Origin of the sequence: Rathayibacter sp. SD072, assembly GCF_017355185.1 — a bacterium.
Taxonomy (GTDB): domain Bacteria; phylum Actinomycetota; class Actinomycetes; order Actinomycetales; family Microbacteriaceae; genus Rathayibacter.
In genome coordinates, this window is the sequence record NZ_JADILJ010000036.1 from 1 (window position 1) to 25,168 (window position 25,168).

Here is a 25,168-nt window from a genome sequence, read left to right on the forward strand (position 1 = left end):
ATCGCCAGCAACGCTTGCAGCGTCGGGTCAAGCGTCGAGGTGTTCGGGTCTTCGGGGAGCGAGGCGAGAAGCAGCAAGACCACTCACCCAGTGTGGTCTCAACCTGATCGAAGTGTCGTCGCCACGTGTCCGATAGCCGGTCGCTATCCGGACACTCGCGCAGCGCCGGCCGACGTCGAGACTCCAACCGTTGTGCAGAGGACCTTGACGACTTGTGCAGAGGACCTTGGGACCTGACACTTCCGCGCAATCGCGCGGCGCAGCGCGCTCGTGCAGAGGAGTGCGGACACTGAAAATCAGCCGAGAGGGTTGTCGCGGTCAACGTCTCGATAGACCCGTCCGGAATTGATTCCGGTGACGGGGTAGCTACTGAGACACTTTCGTCATGGCGAAGCTGGTTGGGTACGCGAGGGTGTCGACGGACAAGCAGGACGCGACGGCGCAGCGCGACGCGCTGCACGCCGCCGGGGTCCCGCTGGACCGCATCTACGTCGACGCCGGCCGCTCCGGCTCGAACCGGGATCGCCCGGCGCTGCGCGAGGCGATGGCGGCGTGCGATGAGGGTTCGACCCTGTTGGTCACCAAGCTCGACCGGCTCGCGCGGTCGCTGCCGGATGCGCGCGACCTGGTGGCGGAGCTCACGAAGCGAGGCGTGAGTCTGAGCATCGGGGGAGCGGTGCACGACCCGACCGATCCGGTGGGCCGGCTGTTGTTCAACATGCTCGCGATGGTCGCTGAGTTCGAGGCCGAGATGATCCGGTCGCGCACGCGCGAGGGTATGGCGGTCGCGAAGGCCAAGGGTCGGTTGAAGGGTCGCAAGCCGAAGCTGTCGGCGAAGTTCGAGCAGCTCATGGTGGCGGAGTACCGGACCGGTGAGCACACGGTTGCGGAGCTGGCCGAGCAGTACGGCGTGGGCCGCGCGACGGTCTACCGGGCGCTCGATCGAGCGAAGGCGAAGGGCGACGGATCGCTCGCCCTGTCGCTCACTGAGACGCGCGACGAGGCGGCGGCGTAAGTGAAGAGGCCCCCGCGAGCGTGAACGCTCAGCGGGGGCCTCCGTCGCGACGAGGGGGACGTCACGCACCGTCACGGTACTCGCGAGGTCGGGGGCGGTACAGATCCCCCAGTTCGACGTCTGCGGGTCAGTCCGGTTCGTCGTCCCAGGCGATCAGCGGCGGACGTTGGGCGATGCGGGGCATGGGTCCCGTGTTGTCGATCGTGCGGGTGGGCTGGTGGTAGCCGGCGGCGTGCGCGATCGCGGTGAGAGCGTGTCGCGCGTGCTCGTAGTCGAGCTGTTGGGTGACGTGGCGGATGGAGATGTGGGTGCCTTCTGCGAGGGCGGCGGCGAGGGTGAGGATCGCGAGGTCGGCGCTGGTGAGGCCGGTGCGTCCGTGGAGGGCGCGGTCGTAGTCGACGGCGTAGACACCCCACCCGGAGTCGTGCAGAATCCACGGCTCGTCAGCGTTCGCGAGGCCGGTGCGGATGAGTAGTTCGGTTGCTGCCTCGCGTCCCTTGTCGCCGGCCGCCCAGGCGCGCAGCTCGTCGTCCGGGTGTGCGCTCGTCATGCTGCTTCCGATCGTTTCGGGTGCACTGCTGCTGGTGTCTATTCTCTGAGGCCATCCATCCGATAAGCAGAGCGCCGGCCGGAGGTTCGAGGCCGTCAAGTGTGGCCCGGAGGGTCATCCCCGGAGGGGACGCGGAGCGCTCTTGACGGTCTCGAACCGGAGGCCAGAGTGCCGCGTCGGATGGACGGCCGGAACGCGAGCTGCCCTCTCAGTGCGCGTCAGGCGTCGGGAGTTGGGCGATGAACTCGCGGAGGTCGGTGTAGACCTCTGTGCGCGTCTGTCCGGTCGCTTCCCCGAGCGCGATGGCCAGGTAATCGAGTGCGCTGGCGGATGCGAGGAGTACGACTTCGTAGTCTGCCGCGGGGTTGGAATGGCCCGGCTTGTTGCGGTCGTCGTTTTCGCGAAGGACGGCGGTCGCGGCGTCGAATGCCTGCTTCGATTCGACGGCTCCGCGTCCGATGCCGTGTCGGTCCTGCGCATAGCTGACGAGAGCTTGGGCGACGGCGCGGGTCTCGTCGTGCATCATTCGCTGTGCTCCGGGGCAGGGGCCGGCGTTTCCTCTGCCGGGCGTCGGGTGGAGCGTCGGGCGCGGGGAGCGGCGCCGATCGTGCCAGGGGCGCGGGCTCCGGTGGCGCGCAGTTCCTTGTCGCTCCATCCGGAGGCGAGGGCAGCGTCCCACGCCTTGCTGTGCGCGTCGCGGGCGTCCTTCGCTGCCTGGTCCGCGGTGTCGACGTCGTTGGTCGCCGCGACGAGGACGCGCACTGCTGCGACCCGTTCTTCGACGGATCGCTCGAGCAGTTCGCGTGCGGAGGCGGCTGCGGTGTCGGGGTCGATTCTCTTGTCTGCCATGCCGTCAGGTTAATCGAGTCGCGGAGCGACTGCCATCCCCGATCCGGCTCGCCGGATCGATCAGCGGAACACCTTCGGTGTCGACGCCTGTCAGGAACGATTTGGGGAGCAAGCTGGCCGGTTAGGTCCCCTAACCTGTTTTCCGGCCTGGCGCTGCGCTGGGCCGGGGTGCACACTGGACGTGTGGTCCCCGCCGGGAGGCGGGTTCGCTGCGCTGGGCCAAGGGACGGAGGACGGGATGACGAACGAGGGTCGCCTGTTCGGTCGCAAGCGCCGGGCGAACGTGCCGGCGGAGCAGCGCCGCGAGAAGACGTACAAGGTGCGGGTGTCGCCGGCCGAGGATGCAGCGTTGCGTGCTCGGGCCGAGGTGATGCAGGTCACGGTCCCGCGGTTGATGTTCGAGGCCGCGACCGATGCGGAGCGACGCACGAACACGGAGTGGCGGGCGGTCGGCTCGGAGCTGGCGCAGATCCGAACGCTGATGGGATTCATCTCGAACAACATGAACCAGCTCGCGCGGTTCGCGAACACTGAGGGTCAGTTCCCGGTAGAGGCGGAGCGGTTGGCGGCGGAGTACAAGCTGCTGGTGCCTCGCGTGTATGCGGCGCTGGATCGGTTGGAGGGCAAGTGATCCCCAACGTCACGTACGGCGGGGACATGGGCGGCCTGGTGCAGTACCTCGCCGGCCCGGGCCGTACCAACGAGCACACCGAGCAGCACTTGATCGCGGGGGACCCGGCGATCATGGCGATGCACGGCGAATCGGTTCTGGATCGTGCGGAGGCGCGAGAGATTGCGCGGAAACTGACACACAACCGCGACTTCTTCGGCGTCGACGTCACTCGTCAGGTGAAGGTGTTCGACCGGGAGACGGGGGAGCAGACCGGCACCGAACGGGTGAAGTCTGACGTGTGGCATTGCTCGCTGTCGCTACGGGCCGAAGAGGGCCAGCTCACCGACGAGCAGTGGGGCCGGATCGCGACCGACTTCGTGGATCGGATGGGCTTCTCCGGGCCGTCGTCAGGGAAGGCGAATTGCCAGTGGGTGGCTGTGCGTCACGGGCTCTCCGCGAACGGGAACGACCACATCCACATCGCCGTGTCCGTGGTGCGCGAGGACGGCACCAAGGCGCACATCCCGCGGGACAAGAAGCTGTCGCAGACGGTGTGCCGGGAGTTGGAGCGCGAGTACGGCTTGGAGCGACTGCACGAGCCGGAGCGTGAGCTGGGGGAGCGCGGTATCCAGCCCGCAGCGCGCGAGGTCGCGCAGCGCCGCGGTGCGGTCGAGGTCGACGCGCACCGTTTGGAGCGGGCCGTGCGATCCTCCGCCGCGGCGTCGGTGGATGAGGGCGAGTTCGTGCGCCGGATGCGCCAGGCGGGCGTGCTGATCCGACCCCGCTACGCGGCCGGCCGGGACGATGTTGTCGCCGGCTATTCCGTCGCGTTGCGGCCGGAGAAGAATCAGCCGGTGGTGTGGCACGGCGGCGGGAAGCTCGCCCGTGACCTGACGCTGCCGGAGCTACGCAAGCAGTGGCCCGACAGCCCTCAGACGGCGACCGCGGCCGTGCAGGAGTGGCAGGCGACGGCCAAGAATCCGTGGCGCTACGAGCCGGTCGCACCGGGCCGCGAGACGCGCGACGTGACGCCGGAGGTGTGGACGGATTACGCGCGCGAGCTCGCGGCGTTGAACGAGCGAGTAAAGGGCATTTCGCCGTCCGATCGGGCTCAGTGGGCGCATGCAGCGCGGGAGGCGTCGGGCGCGTTCGCGGCCTGGTCGCACCGGTTGGAGGCAACACCCGGGCCGCTCGCGGACGCATCGCGAGCGTTGGCGAAGTCGGCGCATCTGCGCGCTCACGAGTCGACGCCGCGGCCGTCGTCGTCGCGGTCGTTGGCCGGGCAGGCGATGGTGCTTATGCAGGTCAGTCGCAGCGGTAAGGCGACCGCCGCGGAGGCGTTGATCTTCCGTGAGCTGGTGACGCTGAGTCGCAGCCTGTACTCCATGCACAAGGCAGTCGGGGACGCACGGCGGGCACGAGAAGTGCGGTCGATGATGGAGCACCGGCTGACGGTCGTCCGCGACCGCATGCCCGCGATCGCCGCCGCCGGCCCGTCACGGGATCAGGCCGTGCAGCCGCACCGCGAGCTGACGGCGGAGGAGTTGCGAGTGCAGCGCGTCGCCGCCGCGAATCGCGGCTGGGCGGACGGCTCACCGCTCCCGCGACAGCGCCCGACAGAGACACCGCGGGTGGAACAGCCCGCGCCGACGTTTGGTCCGCAGCGGGGCCGGGACGACGGACGCGACCGCTGACCGGCGGGCGTCCGAACATCATCAAGACCGAGGGAGGGTAAGCGGATGAGTGACCACAACGACGCCGACGGAGGCGTGCACGAGGACATGGACACGGCCATGCGGACGGCACTGACGGTTGCCATGCAGCTGGCCGACAAGATGGCTCGGTTGCGCGACGATCTGGCGCGCGACGCGGAGCGCCGCGACACCGACGCGGCGCGGGAGCTGTCTGCGCGGTTCGAGGCGGAGCGGGCCGTGGCCATGTCTCAGGTCGACGTGGTGAACCGGCCCGAGTGGTGGCAGGACGCGAGTGTCGAGGACGTCGCGCGGGTGGCGGAGACGGCCGAGTCGTGGCGCGGATTCGATCCGCGCGCGGCGGCGGCGATGGAGACCATTGGCCGGGAGGTACAGGAGCGCTACGGCGTCGACGTGTCCTCCCTCATCGCGGACGAACGTGCCCGCGCCGGCGAGGAGCGCACGGAGGCCGTGCAGCTCGTCGCGGAAGCGGACCGGCTGGACCGCGCCGCCGACACGCGCGCGCAGGATGGCCCTGAGAGCGGCCAGGACGTCGCGAGCGGGTTGGAGGCGCAGGCGCTCGCGTACGAGGCCGCAGCGGCCCGTGGCGGCGACGAGGGCCGCACGCCGGAGGAACTGCTGGGGCTCGCGGCTGACGCTCGAGCGCAGGCGCAGCTCCACCAGGACGGCCCGGCTACTGACTCGTCGTCGGCTTCGCCGTCCGAGCCGGCCGCGGACGCTGCACGCGCAGAGTCGGGCGTGCAGTACGACAGCTCGGAGCGGCGCGAGGCGTTCGCGAAGAGCATGGAGGGGAAGGCGACACCGGAGGAGATTGCGGTGCGGATGCGCGCCGACGTCGACCAGGCCCGACCGGCCCACGAAGCCGTGCTCGCGAAGAGCACCCCGTCTCGCGGCCGCGGTCGCGGCACGCCGGGTGGTGGGCGCACGCCGGAGCGCGGCGACCGTTCCCGCTGACACCGCACACACGAAAGGGCCGGTCCGCAGTGAGCGGGCCGGCCCTTTCGTGTGTCCTGTCGCGTTACCTCAGCGCGTCACAGGCGGGAAGAAGCCTGGCGGCGGCGGCGTGTAGGGGAGCGGATCGCCGGGCTTGTTCGTGTCCTGCGATTCCGCGAACGGACCTGTGGTGGACATGAGGATGCTCATCTGCCGATCGCACTGGTTGATCCACCAGTCGTTCATCTGCACCGGGTCCTGCCGCGCGTTCTCCCACGAGCGCCACAGTGCCTCCAGGCGGCTGATCGCTTCCTCACTGCGCCACCAATCGCCCCTCCATCGGAAGTCCGAGCGGCCCGGCCGGCCCACGGTGCGCCGGTAGGTGAAGATCAGATGGTTCCGCACGAACTCATCCGTGCTCTTGTAGAACAACTCCGGCTCGGGCGCCTGAGCTTTCTCGGGCTCGGACGGGTCGTCCTCATCGCTGAAATCGAGGCCGTCGCTCATCGCTAGTTCTTCTCCTGGCCTGGCTGGTGCGCGGCGATCGACGCCTTGATGGCCTCGACGGTCGCTTTCGGCCCCTTGAACCAGGGGACCGTTTTCAGCATCACGGCACGGTTACCGGAGGAGAACATCACCGCGCGGCCGCGGGGGAGGTCCGCGAGCTCCTGCACTTCCAGGATCTTGTCTCGCTTCAACGACGTCGTGGTGGAGCGGACGCCCTTGTTCATGCTGACCGAGGTCGTCTCCCGGTCGAAGGTGCCGATCAGGTCGGAGAGCATGCCGAGGAATTCCGGGTCGGAGACGCCGCCTGCGTACAGTTTCGTGTTCGACGCGGACCACAGCTTCTTCATGCCGTCCTGCCCGTACACGGCCACTCCCTGCGACCAGGACTGATAGACCGACATGATCGGGATTCCTCGAGAACCGAAGTGGCTGTAGAGGTCGGGCAGGTCCGACCAGCGGCACACGTTCGCGGCCTCATCCAGCAGCCCCAGCAGCGGCGTCTTCAACCGACCACCGGGTGAGGCGGTTGCCAGCTCCTCCGCCGCCTCGATCGTCGCCGCGGTCAGCGCGGTGACGAGTGCGGTCGCGTTGCCGGCGCCTTCCTTCGAGAGGGAGTACAGGGTGCCGTGGCCCTTCACGAACTCGTGCGGGTTGAACTGTCGGCGCGGATCGACCGGCGCAGGCCGGACCGCCGTCGCCGTCCCGCCCCCGTCGACGGATGCGCCATCGACAGCATGCGCGGTCGCCTCCTGCACATGGTCGCCGGCCGCGGCCGGACCGGCGGAGTCCGTGCCGGGGGCGATGGGTCGAGGGTTCACCCACGGCTCGATGTTCGTGTTGTTCAAGCACGCGGCCATCCGCTCCGCGGAGGAGTAGATGCCGTCGCGGGCCTTCTCGGACCCGCGCTGCACCGACCGGATCGCCTCCGCCTGACGCGGGTAGCCGGCGTCCTCCAGGTACTCCAACGCCTCCGTCCGGGCCACGTTCGTCAGCCAGTCGTACACATCCGTGATCGGCCGATCCTGCATCGCCGCGGCGAGGAACATCGCCGCGAGAAGGTTCTGCGCCTTCCCTTCGAAGTACGCATCCGTTTTCGCGCCCGCGGCGGTCACGGAGGAGGCGAAGTGCTGCGCGAGCTTCGCGGCCTTGGTGTCGTCGGTGACGTACGTCAGCGGGTTCCACCACCAGGTGGGCTCCTCTAGCGCGACCTTCTGCGGGTCGAAGACCCACACGTCCCCGACCTGCGCGCGCAGGTCCCGCGTCGCATCGAGCACGTCGCGCTTGTTCGAGGTGGTGACCACCGCTCCGGGAGCGGCGGCCAGCGCCGGGATCACGAGAGAGGTCGACTTACCCACGCGAGGGCCGGCAATGAGGATCATCATGTCCTCGAACGAGGCGTACAGCGTCTTCTTGCTGTTGAGCACCATCGCCCCGGTCGGCACTCCCGGGTTGCCCTGCACGCCCAGGCGCGCGGACGTCGCGGTCGCTGCTTTCAGCTGCGACCCCTCCATCTCCTTCACGGACGCCATGTGCCGGGCGGCGTGATCCGCGCGCGACCCGCCCCGCGCCATCATCGACCGCATCCACAGCACCCACACCCCGACCAGGACGACAACGACCGCGACAGCGATCGCGACCGTCGTTCCCGAGGTCGGCCACGTGTACGTGCCCTTGCGCAGCCCCTCGATCATCGCGAACGGGTCGCCGGTCATCCCGGGGTTGATGCCGTCCATGTCCGAGCCCAGCTTCATCGACACCGCGAAGCCGACGATGGCACCTATCGCGGTCAACGACAGCGCGAGAATCGCGGTCTCGTTGCCCGCCTTCCCCGGCTCCCGGCGGCGGTTGCTGGTCATCCTGCTCATGGTGTGGCTCCTTCGGTCGGTGCTGGGCTGGTGAGAGTGGTGTGTGCGGGGATCGCTTGCTGCACCGTCGCGGTAAACGCGAGAGTGGCGGCCGTGGCCACGAGGGCAGCGGCAGCCAGTAGTGCGACGATCGCGCCGGCCTGGCCGAGCGGACCCCGTAGCAGCGCGGTCCGGGTGTGGGCGGCGATCACGACGTCGCCTGCTCGAGCAGCGGAGCGGATGCAGGCAGGAACCGGCGAGGCTCGCACCGCTCGTAGATCGGCCCGTCGTAGCGCGGCGTCGCATCGGCCGCCGCCGCCTCGCAGCTCGTGCCCCAGGTGAGGACGGCCTGGCCGTTGTCGACGTACTCGACGGGCAGGTCCGTCATGTGGTCCGTGTGCGGCAGCATCGTCGTCATCGCGCAGCCCCAGAGGTAGCCGTCGTAGACGACGGTCGACGCGCAGCTCATGGCAGAGCCGGAATCATCACGACGGCGACGACCGTCGCGCCGGCTGCGGTGAGCAGCCAGCCGACGATCGAGAGCGCATGCGGCCGGGTCAACGCGCGGCGCGTCCACACGTCGGTGCCCTGCACCACGACGTGACACATGCTGCCGAGGCCGAAGATCACGACCCCGACGAAGCCCAGCCAGAGGTTCACGGCAGGATCTCCACCACGACCGGATCGGTCGCCAGCGGCTCGTTCGCCCGACCGGCGCGGGAGGTGGTGTGCCAGAGCTTGTTGGTGTCGTTGACGTCCAGCTCGGCCGCGGTGAGCTGCACCCGGATTGGGATGCCGGGCCGGCCACCCACCTTGATCAGGAACCGGCCGCGCCCGGGAGGCTCGGACTCGTGTCCGGATACCGGGTCCCAGGCGGGCGGGTCCTGCCAGCTCGTGAGCATCGACTGTTCCGCGTTCGACATGGGCACCGCCGAGGTCAGCAATGGCATCTCAGCGCCGGGGAGGCCGCCGCAGATGACCATGCCCGAGCGCTCCACGAAGCCCTTGGCCTTCATCCGGTCCTCGTCGGTCGAGAGCGCGAGGAGGTCGCTCATCGTGTGACTGATCATCGCCAGGCCCACACCGCGGGCACGGTTGAGGCGGGTGAGCGCGTCAACGCGATCGACCATGCCCTTGCCCGCGCGCAGCGCCCGCCACAGCTCATCGAGGATCACGAAGTAGTGCCGACGGGGCTCCAGGCCTGCTTCCGCGAGGGCGGAGGCGACGTTGACGGTTCCGAATCCGGCGGACCAGCAGGCGAGGAGGATGCTGGCCTGCAGATCGCCCTCAGAGTCATCGATCGAGGACACGTCATAGACCACCGGCCGGTCCCGCCGCATCGGAGTGGTCGTCTGGCGAGAGAAGATCTCGCCCAGCCGGCCACCTGTCGTCAGACCGATGAGGGAGGCTTCGAGGTTCTCGGTGATTTCCTTGTACCGCTTCAGTTCGCCCCGGTCGAGGGCGACCTGACGAATCTCGTCCGGCGCCGCCTGAATCACCGCCAGGAGGTCTGCGAGCACGGGAATGCCCTCGTGCGTCTCGTCCAGGTACTTCAACGCCCGGTCGATGATCGTTTCCTCCCGGTCACTCGGCGGCTCGGAGCGGAGGATCGTCAGCAGCGCTGCGATCATCGTGTGCCGGCGGCCGTGAGCATCCGCGAGCACCTGAGCTGCGAGGCGCTGCGACTTCACGGCGTGCTTGCGCAGCTCCTTCGAGTCCTCCCCGCGGGCGTCGAGTTCGACGGCCCGCTCGAGCGCCTGGTCGGCGTCGGCGCGGAGTCGAGCTGCCGCGGTGGTCGCCTCGCCGGGGTCGAGGATGTTCAAGTACCCGCGGCCGCGGCCGAGGGTGATGACCTGCCCGTCCATCGCGCGAATCAGGTCCACGTAGTCGGGCTTCAAGTCACCGAGGACCAGCGGGAGGGTGCCGTAGCCGGCGAGCCCCGTGGCCATGCGGCGGGTGAGCGAGGACTTCCCCAGTCCCGGCTTGCCGAGGACGAACATCGACGGGTTGGAGATGAGCTGCGCCCGCTGGAACCACGAAATCGGATCGCACAGGACCGACGCGCCCGTGGCGAGGTTCTTCCCGAGGGGAACGCCGATCATGGGCGTTCCGGTGCCGACCGAAAATGGGTAGAGCCCGCAGACCTGCACGGTCGTCGCGCGGAACTCATCGGCGGGCTGGATCGAGATGGCCTGTCCGCCGCCGCGGCCGAGCCATCCTGTCGACGTCGGCCGCATCGGGCGCTTGGGCGTCGGCTCCTTCTCGCTCTTCTGCTTCCCGCCCTCGTGCGGAATGGCCCGCTTCTTCCGGGACCGCTTGGAGGGCTTCTCGCGGGCGAGCGGCGATGCCGCAGCGCGAGCCGCGGCGCTCTCCTCTTGCGCCTTCCGAGCCCGCCGGGACACGGCCCGGCTGTCAGTCGTCGCCGCTGCCGCAGCGCCCGTCGATGGGGCGCCGACCGCGCCCGTGGGCACGGCCGAGTCGAGGGCGTCGACGTCGACGGCTTCCTCGTTCTGGTCGACGTCGGCGGCGCCGGTGGGCAGCTCGTCCCTGTCGACGGGGGCGGGGACGTCGACGGGCTCGGTGTCGCGGTGGCGGGAGAAGAGCTTGGTGGTGATGCTCACTGGGGGCCTCCAAGAGGGGACGGAACGACGGCAAAGACGGGCGAGGGCTGACGGTTAAGCCGGAACGGCACCGGACGTGTGTCCAGTGCCGTCCTGGTGGTGGCGGTGTCCGTCACAGGGCTTCCCGAATCTCGTTGGGGATGCGCAGGTGCCGCGGCAGGACCAGCCCGAGCGGCAGGGCAGCGGCGAAAGCCGAGTCCTGCGACCCGAACGCCGGCCGCATCCGCAGACGGGCCGCTGAGGTGAGGGAGTCGATCGCGGCGCGCGCTTCCGGCTCCTGCGTGCGGTCCATCGTCGTGGCCGTCACGATCAGCCCGAAGTTCATCAGCCCCGCACCGGAGGCCTCCTCCGCCGCCGTCGCCTGCGCCGAACGGGTCGAGAGCGTCGACCGAGCGGTCGGCTTGGTGGACGCGGAGCTGTTGAACTGCGCAGCGTTCAGGTCCGCCTCCACCAGCGCCGCAGCGCGGGCGGGGTCGATGGGGCGGTAGAGCAGCGTCACGCGCTTGCGGGCGATGTCCCGGTGCGGGGCGAGCAGGCGGGCGAGGATGCCGGCCTGCACGACGCCGCGGGGCGGAGCGGTCATCGTCCACGACGTCGACACCGCTCCGTCGTGCCGGTAGGAGTCCCAGTGCGCCTCCGCCGCGGCGGGGCCGACGTCGGTCCACGACAGGTCAGCCACCTCGCCCGCTGCGCGGGCCTGGTCGATGAGGACCGCCGCGTCGGGGTCGTAGGCGGTGCGGATGACCTCGCACAGTTCCTGAGCGTTCAGCGGTCGAGCGGCGCCGGCACCGGTCGCCGCGAGGGAGGACGTGAGCCCGGGGATGCGCGAGGAGAGGTCGGTGGCGACCTCCTTCGCGTTGCGGCGCTTCCCGTTGATCCGCGCGGTCGCCGTGAACGTGAGCGCGATATACGCCCGGATCGTCGCAGAGCCAACCGGGTAGCTCTCCACGACCTCCGCCAGCATCGCTCGAGCAAAGAGCGGAGCGTCGGGGTCCATCGATCCCTCGACCTCACCGCGCAGGCGCGTGCCCGTGTCAGGGGCCGTCTCGACGGTGACCGAGGCGGCCTCGATGCCGGGCTCGTCTCCGAGGTTCGCGAGCCAGATGCCGTACTCCGCGACCTGATTGTTGATCTGCTCCTGGTCCACCAGCGCGGCGCCGTCCGGCTCCGTCGCGAGAACCACGGTGAAGTGCTTCGTCATCGGAGTGCTGATCAGCGCGAACCGGCGCCCGTGAGAGTCCTCGTGCTCCGTCAGCTGCGACGCCGCCGCGAGGCCGGGGAGCTGGAAGGTCCCCCACTTCGCGCGGCCGATCGGGCCGGAGCGGTAGATGTTCGCTCCCTTGCTCTTGGTACGCCACCAGTTCACGCGGACCACCATCCTTCCCAGGGCTGATTGCCCGTGCTTGTCCTTGACCGAGACGGTCAGGAGGATGCCGCCGAAGACGGCAGCGACGATCAGAGCCGGCCCGAGGCCGGCGAACATGGACGCGACGATCGAGGACAAGATGCCGACGAACATCACGAGGGTGGCGACCTGCCCGAGCCCGCCGAGGCCGGCGGTCTGCGGCTTTCGCCAGTTGCCGTAGGTGCGGGCCTTGACCGGATCGGTCGCGGTTGCGGTGCTGCTCATGGGTTAGCTCCCGTTCTCGTTGCTGCCGGTTGCGTCATTAGTGGCCGACTTCACGGCTTCCGCGGCGTGCTTGGCGCCTTCGGCGGCCTTCGTCGCGACGGCGATACCGGCGCCGATCGGGCCGGCCGCTGCTGCTGCGCCGCCTGCTGCCGCGCCGCCGCCTGCTGCCGCGCCGCCGCCCGCTGCGGCACCCGCGCCGCTCGTCGTGGCGCTTCCCGCGCCGGCTCCGCTGGTCGCGGCTGACCCGGACGGGTCCGCTGCCGGCGATGACGCAGGAGAGCCAGGAGAGGCCTTGCTGCCGGTCGGGCCGTCCGTGGAAGAGCTGCCGCCTCCGCCGCCTCCGCCGCCTCCGTTGTTGCTGGCGCGGATCGCACCCGTTGCGATGTCACCCGCGCCGCCGATCGCTGCCGCGCCGAGGAGCAGGCCCGCGCTTCCGCCGCCGCCGACCGAGGAAACGGCCGGGACGAGGAATCGCATCAGCGCGGGCAGGGCCACGAGCGCGATGAGCATCAGCGCGAGCCCGGTCATGATCTGGAACAGACCCGTGCCGTCCGACTTGAACAGGTCGGTGCCGACCATCCGGAACGCGATCGCGTAGACGATCGCCGCGGCAGGCTTGTAGAGGATGAACGCGATGGTCCAGGCCATCGCCTTCTTGAACCACTGCCGACCGATTTCGGTGTTCGTGAACGACGCAGCGACCGGGAAGATGCCGGCGAGAACGACGAGCATCGCGCCGCGGAACACCATCAGCGCGATCTGGACGTAGGTCATGACCACGGCGAGCATGCCGAGGAAGAACAGCCCGATCAGGCCGATCGGTGAAGTGAGGGTCAGGCCGATCATCGCGGTGATGTTCGTGCCGAAGCAGTTGCTCTCACCGTTGGTGACGTCACAGTCGGTGGAGTTGTTGAGGATCCACACCGAGAACGCATCGCCCGCCTGTGTGGCGAGGCGGATCACGACGAGTCCCGCGCCGGCGACGGCGATCAGCGTCAGGACGGAGCCCATCAGCTCCTTCAACGGAGCCGCGCGCTGCGTCCACGCCATCCGGCCCGCCGCGACGAGGACGGAGAGGACTGCGAGACCGCCGGTGTACCACTGCAACTGTCCCTGCACCCAGCCGACGACCGAGGAGGACTCGTTCAGGTGCATCGCCAACGGCAGGAACCCGGTCACGAGCGCCGAGGCGGAGGAGAGCAGCAGGACGGCGAAGATGATGACGCCGACGCGGCCGAAGTGGGCCTCGCCGTCGCCGTGGCGGCGACGGGAGGCCATCATCACTCCGGCGAAGATCAGGGACATGATCGCGATGCCCGCGGACACCCACGTCACGTAGCCGAGGATCGTCTCGAACGCCTCCGGGAGGGGCGGCGTGCCGCCGCCGTTCACTCCGCCGCCGCGGTCTACGACCGTCACCGGCGACGGGACGTTGACCCAGAGGGTCCCGAGCGTGGCGATCGCCTTGCCGTAGCCCTCGAAGATGTTGTTGACGAACTCCTGCAAAGCATCGTTCGTCGCCTGAGAGACGACCTCACCGGCGACCACACCCGCCTGGCATCCGAAGTCCCAGAACGGGCAGGGCGCATCCGGCGCCACTGTCGTCATCGGATTCCTGCCCACGGGACGTAGCCACCGAGGCTCTGCAAGGTGACCGGTCGATAGGCGCCCTGGCCATCATCGGAGAGCTGGACCTTCCAGTCGCCCTCCGACCAGCGCAGCTCTGTGGCGATACTCATTAGTGCCCCCGTGTTCAGCGTGAATGCGATGTCGATCGTCGCGGCGTCGCCGCTGTATGCCAGCGTCTTGAACCCAGTGATCTGACCGCTGAGTCCGTTGCCGGTGGTGGTGGCCGCCTGGGCCATAGCCGCGTCACGGCCAGGCCCGGGGACGGCGAGCTTGTCCGTGATGGAGTCGCCCAGACTTCCGTTGGTGCCCATCGCCCAGATGTTCGCCGTAGCGAAGAGGGCGCCTTCCACGGTGTGCGCGTAGCACCGGCGGAGACCGTTCTCGTCGGTGGTTCCAGGCCCGATATCGGCGGAGCCCGGGGCGGCCATCGTGCCGACGATGGTCCACTCCGTGTCAGGAGCGGACGTGAGGTCGCCCGTCGTCTCGTAGCCGTCCAGCCCGCAGACGCTTGCAGCCTCCGCGTTGATGTCCGGTGTGGAGCTGGTGTTCGGCGTTGCGGTGGCGGCGGGTGTGTTCTGCCCGCCGCCACCGCCCAGGGACGTGATCGCGAGGAGGATCGCCGCCAGGACGAGGACTCCGAAGATGATGGCTCCGAAGATGAATCCTCGACTGGTGAACGGGTTGCGAGACTCCGTGTCGCTCATGACGTCATGCCTTTCGTTGGTGGTGCCGGTCGGTATTCCCCGGACGCTACGCGCCCATTAGGAACCCGACGATCGTGAACGCGGCGGACACGATGATCACGCCGACGAGGAGTCGGCCGAGCCAGCCGCCGATCTCTCCGCCTTCGCCGCGGCGGGCGGAGACGGTCATGGTGACGCCGAGGATGATCAGGCCGACGACGGCGACGCCGAGGCCGACCCACTTGGCCCAGCCCATGACGACGGTGAAGGACTCGAATCCGGGGGGCATGCCACCGGGGCCCGGGTCGGGGACGACGGCGCCGAGGCTGCCGGCGGCCGTGATGAACTCGGTTGCTGCGACGAGTGCAGACATGGTGTGCTCCGTTTCGTGTTGGTGGTGCGGGGTGTTCGGTGCCGCCGGTTGGGGCGCCGAAGAGGACCGGTTATCCGGTGATGAGGGGGCCGTCCGCGTAGGCGACGTCGAAGTGCAGGTGGTTCGGGGTGTCCCCGAACTGCGTGATGTGCTGATACGTGGTCGAGCGGCACTGAATCTGGCCGGCGCGCGAGCCCATCGGCACCTGCGGGTCCAGGACCGTCAGGAGTTGCAGAGCGTTGGGGTCGCAGCCCGTCGTGGCGGTGCCGGCGAAGGAGTAGAAGTCGACCGCGTGGCCGCCGCCGTCCATCCAGTGCGAGGACCCGGTGCCGGCGCCCAGGAGCGAGCCGGTGCATTGGCGGTTGAGGTCGGAGACGCCGACCTTCCCGAACGTGTTCAGCGCGATCGTGATGATCTGGAGAATGCGGACATCGATCGCGCAGTTCTCCTTGGCGGTCCCCGCGGCCATGTCGCGGATCTGCTGCGCGTACCGATCCTCGAGAAGCGTCAGGTTGCCGGCGTCCATCGCGGCAACGAGGTTCGCGGCGAGGGCCTGCGCGTCACCCGAGACGGCGACGCACCCGCCGACCGGCGCGGCCGTGGCGGGCGCCGTGCCCACCGGCGTCGACGGGAGGCCGACCGGTGCCGTCGACGTCGGGGCGCTCGTGCTGCTGCCGAGGCTGGTGAGGTAGGTCATGATCGCCACGGCGTCGGAGCGGTACTTCGTGTAGTGGTTCGGGTCGGCGTTGCGCTGCACCTTGTTGATCGCGATGGAGGGCTCCATCGCCTGCCACCCCTCGACCTGCACGAGGCGGTCGAAGAACAGGCCGGCCGAGGTCGTAGGGTCCATTCGTTGCTCGACGGTGCCCCAGCTCGACTGCTGCTGGAACAGGCCGATCGAGTCAGCGACCGACCCGTCCGGGTTGATCGCGCCGTCGCCGTAGCTGATGTTCACCAGCGAGGACTCCCCGATCGCCGTCTGCACGCCGAGCGTCTGGCCGTCAGCGCCCAGGCCCTTCGCCGCTCCGGCGTTGGCGATCAGTGCGGCGTTGACGAGCTGGTCGTGCCCGTAGGCGCCGACCTTCGCGTCCGCGGGGATCGCGGAGACGTTGATCGGTCCGCCGCCCGGCAGACACGCGGCGGCAGCCGTGCCGCCGAAGAACAGGACCCACAGCAGCAGCGCGATCGCGACGACGGGCACCATGACCGCCGCCAGCACCCCCAGTCCCCCCTTCTGCATCCGGTTACTCCGATGCCAGGGGGGTGATCTGCTCGACAGCCCACGGACCTGTCTCGACGGTGCGGTGGACGTACACGGAGTACTCCCCCGCATCCGTGGGAACCAGGATGCGCATCGTGAATGCGCCGTCCCCGTCCCGCACCGACGCGGCGCCGGTGAGGGTCGTGCAGGGCACGTTGGCGGGGTCGACGGTCTCGTAGGCGACTGCTGCCTGCTGGCTCAGGTATGGGTAGAGCTCAGCGATCCAGGTGTCGTAGTCCAAGGCGGGTCGGCAGAAGGCGGTAGTCGCTGCAACCGCGATCGCCACGGTGTCGCCCTCGACCGTCGGCTCCGGCTGCGGCTCCACGTCGGAGAGTTCGGCGGAGGCCGGCGGTGTGCTCTCGGTCGGCCCTGCCTCAGGTGAAGTCGATGCCTCAGCGGAACGTGTCTCGGGAGCCGTCGACTCCGTAGAGGGTGACGCGGCGTCGGTGCTCGAGCTGGTGCAGCCGGTGGTAATGAGCGCGAACGCTACGACCAGCGCTGCCTTACTCGGCGTCCCCATGTGTGTCCCCTACAGCTCGTGCCGCAACCGGTCGTCCCGGTTGCGCGCTACGACCACTATAAGGTTTTTTTGAGTTCCTGTAACGTGAACTTAGGTAGCTTTACGAGTTGGCTTGGTTCAAGCCGACCGGGCTCCCGTGCGTGAAGGGGAAACGGCCAGTGCGCCACAATGGAACTCATGTCGTCCCCGATCCCTCCGCCGTCCAGGGAGGTGATGCACATGCGTGCCACGACCAGTGAAATCGGCAATCGCGTGCTGCACTTCCTGTCGCAGGAGACGGCGCGCATTCACGGGGCCACGGTGTCGGAGATCCTCGAGGCGGTTCCCGAGGCTCGGAACAAGGTGACCCTCTTCGGCCACCTCAACCTCCTCGAGGAGGCTGGTGCGATCGTCGGAAGGCCCGCGCCCGGTGTTCGACACCGCAAGACCGTGACGTACAAGGTCGACTGGGATGCGATCGACCGCCTGCACGAGGTCAGCCGGGCGTATCAGAAGGGCCAGATCGACCTCGCGGAGCCACCGCGGGCTATCTGACGCACGCGGCGTTCCCTGTTCCTGCTGGGATGCGTTCAAGAAGCGCCACGCATCGGTGGGCCAGGAGTTTGCTCTCGTCTGCAATCGCCCGTAGCCCTGTCGCGAACTGGAGCTCAAAGGCATCCCCCGCGAGCCATCCTTCGACGGCGAACTGATCCCCGTCAGGAGAGGTCACCGCGACGTCCTCGAACCGCTCCGCGGCGCGAAGCCCGTAGCCGGCGGCGATGACGTCCCGGCCGAACCAGTACGTCTCCAGGGCCACCGCCCGCAGGATCGCGTCATCGGCGGCTTGCTCGATTTCCACTACCGGGTAGTGCCGCACCAACCCTGTTCGCGCGTCCAGCTCCTCATCGGCCATGGATGGCTCGCGAGTTGCCACGCACCGCTGGCACGCGCAGTCGACGGGGTGGCTGTTGCCCAGGTGGAAGAAGTGGACAACGGCCGACCACCGTCGATCCGCGGCGCGGCCATCGTCGGTGAGTGCACGGTCCGCTCGCGAGACGCCAGGAAGGGCTTCCATGGCGTTAACACTATGTCAGTGCTAGCGGTTTCGTTACTGGTGCTCGGAAATCCACCGAGCGATGGTCGAGTCGAAGACCTCCGGGTCGACGTTGTACTCCGTGTTGTGCGCGGTCGCTGCGGTCTCGACCACTTCCACGGCCGGCGAGTTCAGCTTCGCGAATCGCTGGGAGACGTCCATCGGCAAGGTCGTGTCGCCAGCCGAGTGGAACAGGAGGATCGGGCATCCGAGGGCGGCGGCTCGCGGCTCGCGCACCCAGTCCAGCGCGTCGAAGTCCACCGGCTCCGGAAGGCCTACGAGACGGCTCGCGAGCTTGCTGCGCAGGCCCACGAGGCCGAGGATCGCGACCTGACGAGGCAATCCCATCTCGACGGCGCCTTGCTCGATCGCCGTCTTCCAGTTCAGCGCCGGCCCGACGAGCACGAGGCCGGAGAGCAGGTCGCGGCGACTCGTGCGCTCCGCTGCGAGCAGCGCCACACCGCCACCGAGGGACCAGCCAATGAGGACGATCTTCCGTGCGCCGTGGGCGGCTGCGTAGTCGATCGCCGCGGCGACGTCGGCCCACTCGCGCTGACCCAGCATGGATGCGCTGTGAGGCACCGCGGGGCCGTCTCCGTCGCCGCGGAAGGAAACGACCAGAGACGTGTAGCCGAGCGCGGTCATCGCCGGCACGCTGCGCAGTGCATGGATCCGCTTGGTGCGGATGCCGTGCACGTGGATCGCCCACGTGCCCTCCGGGTTCTCGTCCGGCCCGAACTGCCAGGCAGGGCAGTCCCCCAGAGGACCAGGGACCAAGACCTCCACGAAGTCGGGGTCGACCGCCTCCGGTCCGGCGAAGACGTCGCCCTCGCAGATGACGGCCTTCTCGCCAGCGAAGCTCGCGCCCCAGGTCGACTCGATGCGCCGGGTGGTCGCACCGGTCACCGGGTCGGTGTGAATCGGGCGGCTGAGTGTCGCGTGACCCGTGCGATCGGTGCGGAAGATCCCGAGGATGCCGGGAGCGATCGTCTTGCCGTCGACGGCGAGCGTCATCGTCTTGCCGTCCTGGCGCAGGATCGGGATCTGAGGCGGATCGACGGGAAGCACGACCTGGCGAGCGGCGAAGATCGAGCCGATAGCGCCGGCCACGGCGACGCCGCCTGCTGCTGCTGCTCCAACGATCAACTTGTTCATTCGTTCCATCCCATACCTGCTGCTAGCAATTCACCGTCGATCAGTCGCTCTGCGCGACGAACGACACCGTTCTCGTTGTTACTCAATTTCATCGCACCGACCATCACCGCATCGGTGACGCGCACCTGTAACGTCATCAGACGCACAAGCTTCTTCTCGCTCACGGTTCCTTCTCTCGCGTAAGAGATGGGCGGGGCGGCGATTTCGCGCTCTGCCAGCATCGTGACGAGCTTTCGGGAACTTAGGTCGACGGCGACGTCTCTAATCGTACGCCGAGCGGGGAAGCTGCACAGGCCCGCGGTGAAGAGCAGGATCCCGCCGAAGAAGCCCGGGGTGAAGGCGAGATAGAGGACATTCGTCGTCGCCGCCGAATCGGGCACGTATCGCGCTACCAGCATTCCAGCCAGCTCGCCCGAGGCGCCCGCGATGATGAGCGCGCCGCCGACAGTAAACGGCCAGTACGCGCGACGAGGGAACCTCGCGACTCTCACAATCAGCCGCACGAACAGCACCATCAGTCCGAGGAAGTAGATTCCGCTGCACAGAATCATCGGGAGCTGATCGACCTCTTCATGCGAGAACTTGGGCGAGGTGGCCGGGCGGTCGATCGCGAAGAACGCGGCCACGTACGCGGCGATCCACGCCACGAGCAGCACGACCGACCGGAAGCGCACTCGGCCGACGTCGATCACGGCCTCCACAAGAAGCCACATCGCCGTGCCGGCGGCGACGAGCATCACGCAGTAGTAGACGTTCGTTCCTCCCAGCAGGCCGTCCGCCTCATCGAGGGGCAGCCAGGGGAAGCCCCCCAGCGCGAGCAGCCCGACCGATCCAAAGCCCGCTGCCACCCACGGGCGGGTCAACGGTCGTCGGCCGGCGAGGATGGCGATGAACCAGCCCACAAAGTAGGCGGCGACGGCGAGGAAGGAGGCGGTGAAGAAGAAGCTCTCAATCGGACTCACTTAGCCGAACTTCCTCTCACCCGACCGGTATCGCGGGTACATGACAAGCCCCACCATGAGGCGCGCGAATTCTTCAGCTTCGCCCTCGCGGATCCGATGCGTCCGAGAGGAATCGTCGCCATCGAAAACAAACTGCTTGGCATGACGCACAGCGTTCGTTGCGCTCGTCAGCCCCATGCTGTCGAGGCTGAGACCGTGGGGGAGCTGGACTTCACTCGGAGGATGCCCCAAGAGGATGTGAGCCAGTTCGTGGAACACGTTGAACAGCCGATAGTAGGCCTTCTTATCGCTGCGGATGAGAATCATGTACTTGGCAGGAAGCATCAGCGCGCTGATTGTCTCGGTAAGAGTCAGGGCGAGATAGTTCTCCCACGACTCGTCTCCGCCCTGATACACCTCTATATCGGCACCAAGCACTTCTTGAGCGCGACGGATGATGGCTTCTTCGGTCGACAGTTCACCGGGATAATTCTCAGTGAAGATTTCCTTGAAGGCGCGTTCGGCGGTCTGGCGAATTTGCTCAGTTACGAGCCACGGATCGTCCACAGTTCCCCCTCCCAGATACAGCCACTATTCGCGTAGCTCGCGGATCGATGCGGCGATGCCTCGGATGGCAGCAGGGGACAGGTTTCCCCCGAGGGACCGGGCCGCCAGCGACTCGACACCCTTAGATGCGAGCGCTCGGCGCAGCTCGAGGTCGGCTTCGATCATCGCGGTGTCCTCCGAGGTCGTCAGCTCCGTCAAGAACGCCTCCGGGACCTGGAAGTGGGTGGTGAGGCGAGTGAGCTCGCCCTGAGTCACGCCGAATCGTCCGGTGGCGCGCAGCATCTCGGACAGGCGCGACGCCGGGATCCCCGCGATGTCATCACTCGCACTCGTGCCGGCCGGGAGGAGGACGCTCAGGCGTCGGGCGAACTCGACACCGTTCGTGAGCACGACCACCTCGTCAACGTCCGCGGTGGGCTCGCCGAACTCCTCCGCCATCGTGAAGATGGTGGCGACCTTGACTCCCAGAACCCGCGCGAAGCGCTCCAGATCGTTCGTGTCGAACATCGCGTCGCCGCGCATCCGCGCGTAGAAGTAGGTCAGCGTCATTTCCGTGCGCGTCGCGAAGTCGACGTTGGAAAGACCGGCTCGGGCCATCAACGTCTTGATCGCCGCGTGAACGCGCATCGAGTACTCGGACGCGCCGTTACCTGTTCTCGCAGCCATGCTGACCACGGTAGCCGCTCGTACAGAGCACTGCTATTTTCAACAGGCCTCGACCAGTTCCGGGCACGAGAACCGGGGGTATGGGTGGATCAGTCACTGTCCCCCGTCGTCAACCTCGTTCGTCAACGAGGAGGGGCCGCGCAGCTCGTCGTCCTCAGGGGCGGTGACGTTCTTCTCGACCACTCCCAGGGACACGGACCCGATGGGCTCTTCTGGTCCTGGTCAGTCAGCAAGCCCTACCTGAGCATCCTCGTGCACCAGTTGGCCGCAGACGGGCTCCTCGACATCGACGCCGCAGTGTCTTACTACTGGCCGGAGTTCGCTCGTCACGGGAAAGGATCGATCACCCTCCGACAGGTTCTCCACCACCGTGCGGGGTTCTCGACCTCGCGCGGGCTCATCGGGGATGCTCTGGCGATGACCGACTGGCGCAGCTCGATCCGAAACCTCGAGAGCGCTCGGCTCAGGACGGTGCCGGGCGCCGTTCCCTCGTACCAGGTGTTCACCTACGGCTTCATCCTGGGCGAGGTGATCCAACGAGTGACCGGGCGTCCTCTCCGCGACGTCATGGACGACGTGCTGCTCACTCCGCTCGGCGCCACCAACACCATGCTGGGCGTCGCTGAACACGACCTCTCCCGATGCGTCCCCATCCGCAGCTCCGTACCTCTCGCCACGGGAGCGTTGAACAGCCGCGCCGTCCGCATGGCCGTGATCCCGAGCGCCGGAATCTCCACGACCGCTCGCGACGTCGCCAGGTTCTACGAGATGCTGCTCAACGATGGCCGCGGCCGCGATGGCACGCAGGTTGTCTCGCCGAAGATCCTGTCGCAGGCGACGATCGCCAGCTCCACCGAGGCCGACGTCGACGGCTTCGCCCACACGCCGATCCTCTGGGCGCACGGATTCCAGCTCGGCGGTCGCACCCCCAACCTCTACCCGCCGCTCGGATCGGTAGCCAGCCCACGAACGTTCGGACACAACGGGTCCAACGTGTGCGTCGCCTGGGCCGACCCCGACACGCAGCTCGTCGTGGCCTACCTCACCAACACGGTCGCTTCGGACGGCGCCCGCCACATGACGGCCGTCTCCAACGCAATCGCCAGCATCGCCCGCCCTACGGTCGGATGACGGGTGTTAACGGCTACGGTGAAGTATCGATTACGTTAGTCAGAGGTCGAGAGTGCCGCAGATCAGCGCGCAGCCTCACCCACGTTGGATGCAGGCAGAGGGGACAGCGACCACGACCATGACACTCGACACGCCGCACCACTCCCCGAATACTGCTAGCACTCACACCATGATGAGCCGCATGGGAAGAAGACGACGGAACGATGGAGCGGCGGCGGTGCAACTCAACGCCCGCGTGCTGCCCACCAATCGTGATGCCGTCTCCGAGGCTGCCGCCGCCAGCGGCGTGACCGTCTCGCTCTACGTCGACATGCTCTACAGCGAGCTGCTCGCGAAGTACGGCGCGCTCCCGCGGGTCACCGCGTCCCGATCGGAGCCGCCGATCACCACCACTTAACGCATTAGGCCCGCCGCTCACGCGACGGGCCTAGAAGCTCTCGCTTCACACCAATCGCTTACCAGGGCACCAGGTGTGAAGCAGTTGATCAGGACCGGTTTCTCAGGCCGGGCCTCATCCATCCCCCCCGAGGGAGGAGAAGTGACCTCATCGTAAGCCACATTGCTGTGTCTGCGCACGCCCAAAATGCCGAAGTTGACTCCTTCTCGGCGCCCTGGGCACTGACGCGCCGACTGAGCCCTCGCGCCGCGGTGCGCACGATGCGCCCCGACGCCTACGGGCGCCTGGACGAGAACGCCTATCCGGCCGCGTTCCCCGTCTCCCCCGTCGCTCCGACCGCCCCGTGGGCGATCTACCTCACCGATGACGCCGGAGCGTTCCGGCTGCTGTGCTTCGACTTCGACGGCAAGGACTCCCGCGGCGTCGACGTCGACCTCATGGAACAGGCCGCAGACGACTGCGACGCCCTCTCCGCCGTCCTCGACGCGCACCAGGTCGCCCACATCGTCTGCCAGTCCTCCGGCACCGGAGGCCGCCACCTGTGGGTCGCTCTCGCGGAAGGCGCTCCGGCCGAGCTCGTGGCCCGATTGGCGATCGCCGCTCGCGCGAACTTCCGCACCCTGGATCACGGGATGCTCCGCAACCCGCGCACCGGCGCCGCCCGGCCGCCGCTGTCCCCGCATCGCGACGGCAGTTTCTCGAGCGTCCTCCGCGGCCGCGTAGAGGAGCTGCTGGACACGACCGTCACGGCCGCTGCGATCGAGGCTGTGACGAACGCGCTGGAATCGTCGCGGCCGCCGCTGCGCGTCGACGCCACTCCCCCAGTACCCACGCCCACCGCGCACCAAACGCACCGGTCGCTGAGCGCTGCCGGCGCTGCTCACATGGCCACGGCGGGCGGCGGCGCGAATCCCTCGTGGACGGCGTTCATGTGCCTGCTCTCCGCTGCGCACGCGGGTTGGTCCCTAACCGACGTCGAGCACGCCGCTCGTACCGCGCCCGGGATGGAGCACTACCGGACGAAGAACACTGGCCGCGGCCACCGCCGGCCTCGTGCCCGCGACGAGGCCGGGGAGCGCCTGGCGCGGCAGTGGGAGAAGGCGCTTCAGTACGCGGCGCTGCACGCCGTCCTTCCGCCCGAGCGTGAGCCGGGCGACCTGGTGGAGCTGGAGGGCCTCGTCGGCGCCGTCCGCGCTCTCCTGGACCGGTTCCGGGTGAGTCCGGGCCGGTGGGGTCGGAGCGAGCGGGCGACGTCGGAGAAGACGATCCTCACCGCCCTGGCCTACCTCACCCTGCACACCGGCAAGCGCACCGTCGCCGCGTCCATTCGCGACCTGGCCCTCCTGGCGGGCCTGGGCCGCACCACGGCGGCCAGTGCGCTCCGGACGCTGCGAGAGGACGGCTACGTGCAGCTCGTTGTCCGTGCGGACGGCTCGAACGCGAGCGAATGGCGACTGTCTGAGCACTTTTCCACAGCCCCTCTGCAATGTCCGGTCACAACCTCTAATAACCCCCGCCCCCCCGGGCCGCTCTTCACCGAACGAACCATGCTCCTCGCGATGCTCGAAGCCGACCTCACCGACACCCGGCACGACTTGTTCACCCGTGCCGGCCTGGGACACCTGGCAGGAAAGGCCTACGCGCTGCTGCGCCGCGAAGGGACCCTCGCCGTCGACGCCGCCGCGACGCTGCTGGGAGTGACCGCCCGCACCGCCGCCACCGCGTTTTCCCGCCTCCGCACGCACCGGCTCATCGTCAAGCACACCACCGGCTGGGCTCAGGCGAAGCGCGATCGCCGTACCGCCGCAGCTCGCGCGCTCGGCGTCGACGGAGCCTTGATTGATCGAGCCCACCGCTACGACGTCGAGCGCGAAGTGTGGGCTTGGTGGCAAGCCGAGTTGACCCACCGCTCCTCCTCCCCCAGGGAACGCCCTCGACGCCGACACGTCACGAGCCGGCCTCTGTTCGAGGACACCACCGCGGGCGAGCGCGTCTGGCCGCTCTACCCCCGCGACGCCGCCGGCCGCGGCGACCACCGCGAGGCGCTGCACTGGGGACGAACCGGCATGCTCGCCCCCGGATCGCTCTGGTGGTCCTCGACCGCCGCATGACGTCGACCGCAAGCGTTCGAACATATGTTCTACTGGCGGCGTGGGAACGAATCGACGCTACGAGCGCCACGTCGGCGCGCAGATCGATCGACGCATTGAGGAGACGGCCGGCCGCGGCCACCCCATCGGCTTGACCGACGACGAGCTAGACAAGACCCGGCAGCGGCCCACCTGGGCCGCCACTCCCCTGCCCGTCTGGGCCTGGGTCCGCTACCCCGGCACTCCCGTCCGCGTCGAGGGCTTCGCCATCGCCTGGACGGCCCGAGCCGTCATGGTCGAGTGGCAGGACCGCGACGCCAGCCGCCGGCTGTGGGTCTGGGCCTCCGCCGTCGAGCGACGGCCCCAGTAGCAACGCATCCGCGAAGTCAGCACGTCAGCATGTTTACAT

Annotated in this window: 28 protein-coding genes; 9 read left to right on the plus strand and 19 right to left on the minus strand. The window is 68.4% G+C overall.

The window, feature by feature from the left end; translation table 11 throughout:
• Positions 1-385 precede the first annotated feature (385 nt).
• A complete protein-coding gene (locus tag IOC53_RS13550) occupies positions 386-1,015 on the plus strand; it encodes a recombinase family protein (RefSeq protein ID WP_207406489.1) in 630 nt (209 codons plus the stop codon).
• A 127-nt stretch (positions 1,016-1,142) separates the two neighbouring features.
• On the opposite strand, the gene IOC53_RS13555 is transcribed toward IOC53_RS13550, so the two are convergent.
• The 3 genes from IOC53_RS13555 to IOC53_RS13565 form a co-directional block, all read right to left on the minus strand.
• Positions 1,143-1,565, minus strand: a complete 423-nt coding sequence (locus tag IOC53_RS13555; RefSeq protein WP_207406490.1) for a hypothetical protein — start codon at positions 1,563-1,565, stop codon at positions 1,143-1,145.
• A gap of 208 nt (positions 1,566-1,773) precedes the next feature.
• On the minus strand, positions 1,774-2,088 hold the full coding sequence (locus IOC53_RS13560) for a hypothetical protein (protein ID WP_207406491.1): 315 nt from the start codon (positions 2,086-2,088) through the stop codon (positions 1,774-1,776).
• Positions 2,088-2,414 (minus strand): hypothetical protein, encoded by a 327-nt coding sequence (locus IOC53_RS13565; protein ID WP_207406492.1) that lies wholly within the window; start codon positions 2,412-2,414, stop codon positions 2,088-2,090. The genes IOC53_RS13560 and IOC53_RS13565 overlap by 1 nt, the downstream gene beginning before the upstream one ends.
• 238 nt (positions 2,415-2,652) lie before the next feature.
• Here IOC53_RS13565 and IOC53_RS13570 point away from each other — a divergent pair, with 238 nt between their 5' ends.
• The 3 genes from IOC53_RS13570 to IOC53_RS13580 are packed head-to-tail and all read left to right on the plus strand — an operon-like array spanning position 2,653 to position 5,693.
• Entirely contained in the window at positions 2,653-3,045 is a 393-nt protein-coding gene (locus IOC53_RS13570) for a plasmid mobilization relaxosome protein MobC (RefSeq protein WP_207406493.1), read from the plus strand.
• A complete protein-coding gene (locus IOC53_RS13575; protein ID WP_207406494.1) occupies positions 3,042-4,721 on the plus strand; it encodes a relaxase/mobilization nuclease domain-containing protein in 1,680 nt (559 codons plus the stop codon). The genes IOC53_RS13570 and IOC53_RS13575 overlap by 4 nt, the downstream gene beginning before the upstream one ends.
• Positions 4,722-4,766: 45 nt before the next feature.
• A complete protein-coding gene (locus IOC53_RS13580) occupies positions 4,767-5,693 on the plus strand; it encodes a hypothetical protein (protein ID WP_207406495.1) in 927 nt (308 codons plus the stop codon).
• 69 nt (positions 5,694-5,762) lie between these two features.
• On the opposite strand, the gene IOC53_RS13585 is transcribed toward IOC53_RS13580, so the two are convergent.
• The 11 genes from IOC53_RS13585 to IOC53_RS13635 form a co-directional block, all read right to left on the minus strand.
• On the minus strand, positions 5,763-6,179 hold the full coding sequence (locus IOC53_RS13585) for a DUF4913 domain-containing protein (protein ID WP_207406497.1): 417 nt from the start codon (positions 6,177-6,179) through the stop codon (positions 5,763-5,765).
• Between the two features lie 2 nt (positions 6,180-6,181).
• The gene (locus tag IOC53_RS18980; protein WP_242683331.1) at positions 6,182-8,044 is read right to left on the minus strand and encodes a type IV secretory system conjugative DNA transfer family protein; all 1,863 of its coding nucleotides are present in this window, start codon (positions 8,042-8,044) and stop codon (positions 6,182-6,184) included.
• Between the two features lie 187 nt (positions 8,045-8,231).
• Positions 8,232-8,492, minus strand: coding sequence for a hypothetical protein (locus IOC53_RS13595; RefSeq protein WP_207406499.1), 261 nt, complete (start codon positions 8,490-8,492; stop codon positions 8,232-8,234).
• Positions 8,489-8,683, minus strand: a complete 195-nt coding sequence (locus IOC53_RS13600; protein ID WP_207406501.1) for a hypothetical protein — start codon at positions 8,681-8,683, stop codon at positions 8,489-8,491. The genes IOC53_RS13595 and IOC53_RS13600 overlap by 4 nt, the downstream gene beginning before the upstream one ends.
• Complete coding sequence (locus IOC53_RS13605; RefSeq protein WP_307786200.1) at positions 8,680-10,644, minus strand: ATP/GTP-binding protein; 1,965 nt, start codon at positions 10,642-10,644, stop codon at positions 8,680-8,682. The genes IOC53_RS13600 and IOC53_RS13605 overlap by 4 nt, the downstream gene beginning before the upstream one ends.
• A gap of 112 nt (positions 10,645-10,756) precedes the next feature.
• Positions 10,757-12,274: an SCO6880 family protein gene (locus tag IOC53_RS13610; RefSeq protein ID WP_207406503.1), complete on the minus strand. Its 1,518-nt coding sequence runs from the start codon at positions 12,272-12,274 to the stop codon at positions 10,757-10,759.
• A gap of 3 nt (positions 12,275-12,277) precedes the next feature.
• Complete coding sequence (locus IOC53_RS13615; RefSeq protein WP_207406505.1) at positions 12,278-13,882, minus strand: hypothetical protein; 1,605 nt, start codon at positions 13,880-13,882, stop codon at positions 12,278-12,280.
• Complete coding sequence (locus tag IOC53_RS13620) at positions 13,879-14,607, minus strand: hypothetical protein (protein WP_207406507.1); 729 nt, start codon at positions 14,605-14,607, stop codon at positions 13,879-13,881. The genes IOC53_RS13615 and IOC53_RS13620 overlap by 4 nt, the downstream gene beginning before the upstream one ends.
• Before the next feature lie 46 nt (positions 14,608-14,653).
• Entirely contained in the window at positions 14,654-14,959 is a 306-nt protein-coding gene (locus tag IOC53_RS13625; RefSeq protein ID WP_207406509.1) for a hypothetical protein, read from the minus strand.
• A gap of 70 nt (positions 14,960-15,029) precedes the next feature.
• Positions 15,030-16,199, minus strand: coding sequence for a hypothetical protein (locus tag IOC53_RS13630; protein WP_207406510.1), 1,170 nt, complete (start codon positions 16,197-16,199; stop codon positions 15,030-15,032).
• A 4-nt stretch (positions 16,200-16,203) separates the two neighbouring features.
• Positions 16,204-16,740: a hypothetical protein gene (locus IOC53_RS13635; RefSeq protein WP_207406511.1), complete on the minus strand. Its 537-nt coding sequence runs from the start codon at positions 16,738-16,740 to the stop codon at positions 16,204-16,206.
• Between the two features lie 219 nt (positions 16,741-16,959).
• Here IOC53_RS13635 and IOC53_RS13640 point away from each other — a divergent pair, with 219 nt between their 5' ends.
• Positions 16,960-17,274: a hypothetical protein gene (locus tag IOC53_RS13640; protein WP_207406512.1), complete on the plus strand. Its 315-nt coding sequence runs from the start codon at positions 16,960-16,962 to the stop codon at positions 17,272-17,274.
• On the opposite strand, the gene IOC53_RS13645 is transcribed toward IOC53_RS13640, so the two are convergent.
• Genes IOC53_RS13645 through IOC53_RS13665 form a run of 5 tightly spaced genes read right to left on the minus strand, consistent with a single transcriptional unit; the run spans position 17,267 to position 21,141 of the window.
• Positions 17,267-17,794 (minus strand): hypothetical protein, encoded by a 528-nt coding sequence (locus IOC53_RS13645; protein ID WP_207406513.1) that lies wholly within the window; start codon positions 17,792-17,794, stop codon positions 17,267-17,269. The two genes, IOC53_RS13640 and IOC53_RS13645, sit on opposite strands and share 8 nt — an antisense overlap.
• A gap of 33 nt (positions 17,795-17,827) precedes the next feature.
• Positions 17,828-18,967 carry a S9 family peptidase gene (locus IOC53_RS13650; protein ID WP_207406514.1) on the minus strand — a complete coding sequence of 380 codons (1,140 nt, stop codon included), beginning with the start codon at positions 18,965-18,967 and terminating at the stop codon, positions 17,828-17,830.
• Positions 18,964-19,929 carry a hypothetical protein gene (locus tag IOC53_RS13655; RefSeq protein WP_207406515.1) on the minus strand — a complete coding sequence of 322 codons (966 nt, stop codon included), beginning with the start codon at positions 19,927-19,929 and terminating at the stop codon, positions 18,964-18,966. Before IOC53_RS13655 ends, IOC53_RS13650 begins: the two co-directional genes overlap by 4 nt.
• Positions 19,930-20,475 (minus strand): ImmA/IrrE family metallo-endopeptidase, encoded by a 546-nt coding sequence (locus IOC53_RS19510; protein WP_207406517.1) that lies wholly within the window; start codon positions 20,473-20,475, stop codon positions 19,930-19,932.
• 24 nt (positions 20,476-20,499) lie between these two features.
• The gene (locus tag IOC53_RS13665) at positions 20,500-21,141 is read right to left on the minus strand and encodes a helix-turn-helix transcriptional regulator (RefSeq protein ID WP_207406519.1); all 642 of its coding nucleotides are present in this window, start codon (positions 21,139-21,141) and stop codon (positions 20,500-20,502) included.
• 84 nt (positions 21,142-21,225) lie between these two features.
• Here IOC53_RS13665 and IOC53_RS13670 point away from each other — a divergent pair, with 84 nt between their 5' ends.
• The 4 genes from IOC53_RS13670 (at position 21,226) to IOC53_RS13685 (ending at position 25,129) form a co-directional block, all read left to right on the plus strand.
• A complete protein-coding gene (locus tag IOC53_RS13670; RefSeq protein ID WP_307786201.1) occupies positions 21,226-22,272 on the plus strand; it encodes a serine hydrolase domain-containing protein in 1,047 nt (348 codons plus the stop codon).
• Positions 22,273-22,489: 217 nt separating this feature from the next.
• Positions 22,490-22,669: a hypothetical protein gene (locus IOC53_RS13675; RefSeq protein WP_104224217.1), complete on the plus strand. Its 180-nt coding sequence runs from the start codon at positions 22,490-22,492 to the stop codon at positions 22,667-22,669.
• A gap of 167 nt (positions 22,670-22,836) precedes the next feature.
• Positions 22,837-24,780 (plus strand): hypothetical protein, encoded by a 1,944-nt coding sequence (locus IOC53_RS13680; RefSeq protein ID WP_207406523.1) that lies wholly within the window; start codon positions 22,837-22,839, stop codon positions 24,778-24,780.
• 40 nt (positions 24,781-24,820) lie between these two features.
• Complete coding sequence (locus IOC53_RS13685) at positions 24,821-25,129, plus strand: hypothetical protein (RefSeq protein WP_104256214.1); 309 nt, start codon at positions 24,821-24,823, stop codon at positions 25,127-25,129.
• Positions 25,130-25,168: the final 39 nt, after the last annotated feature.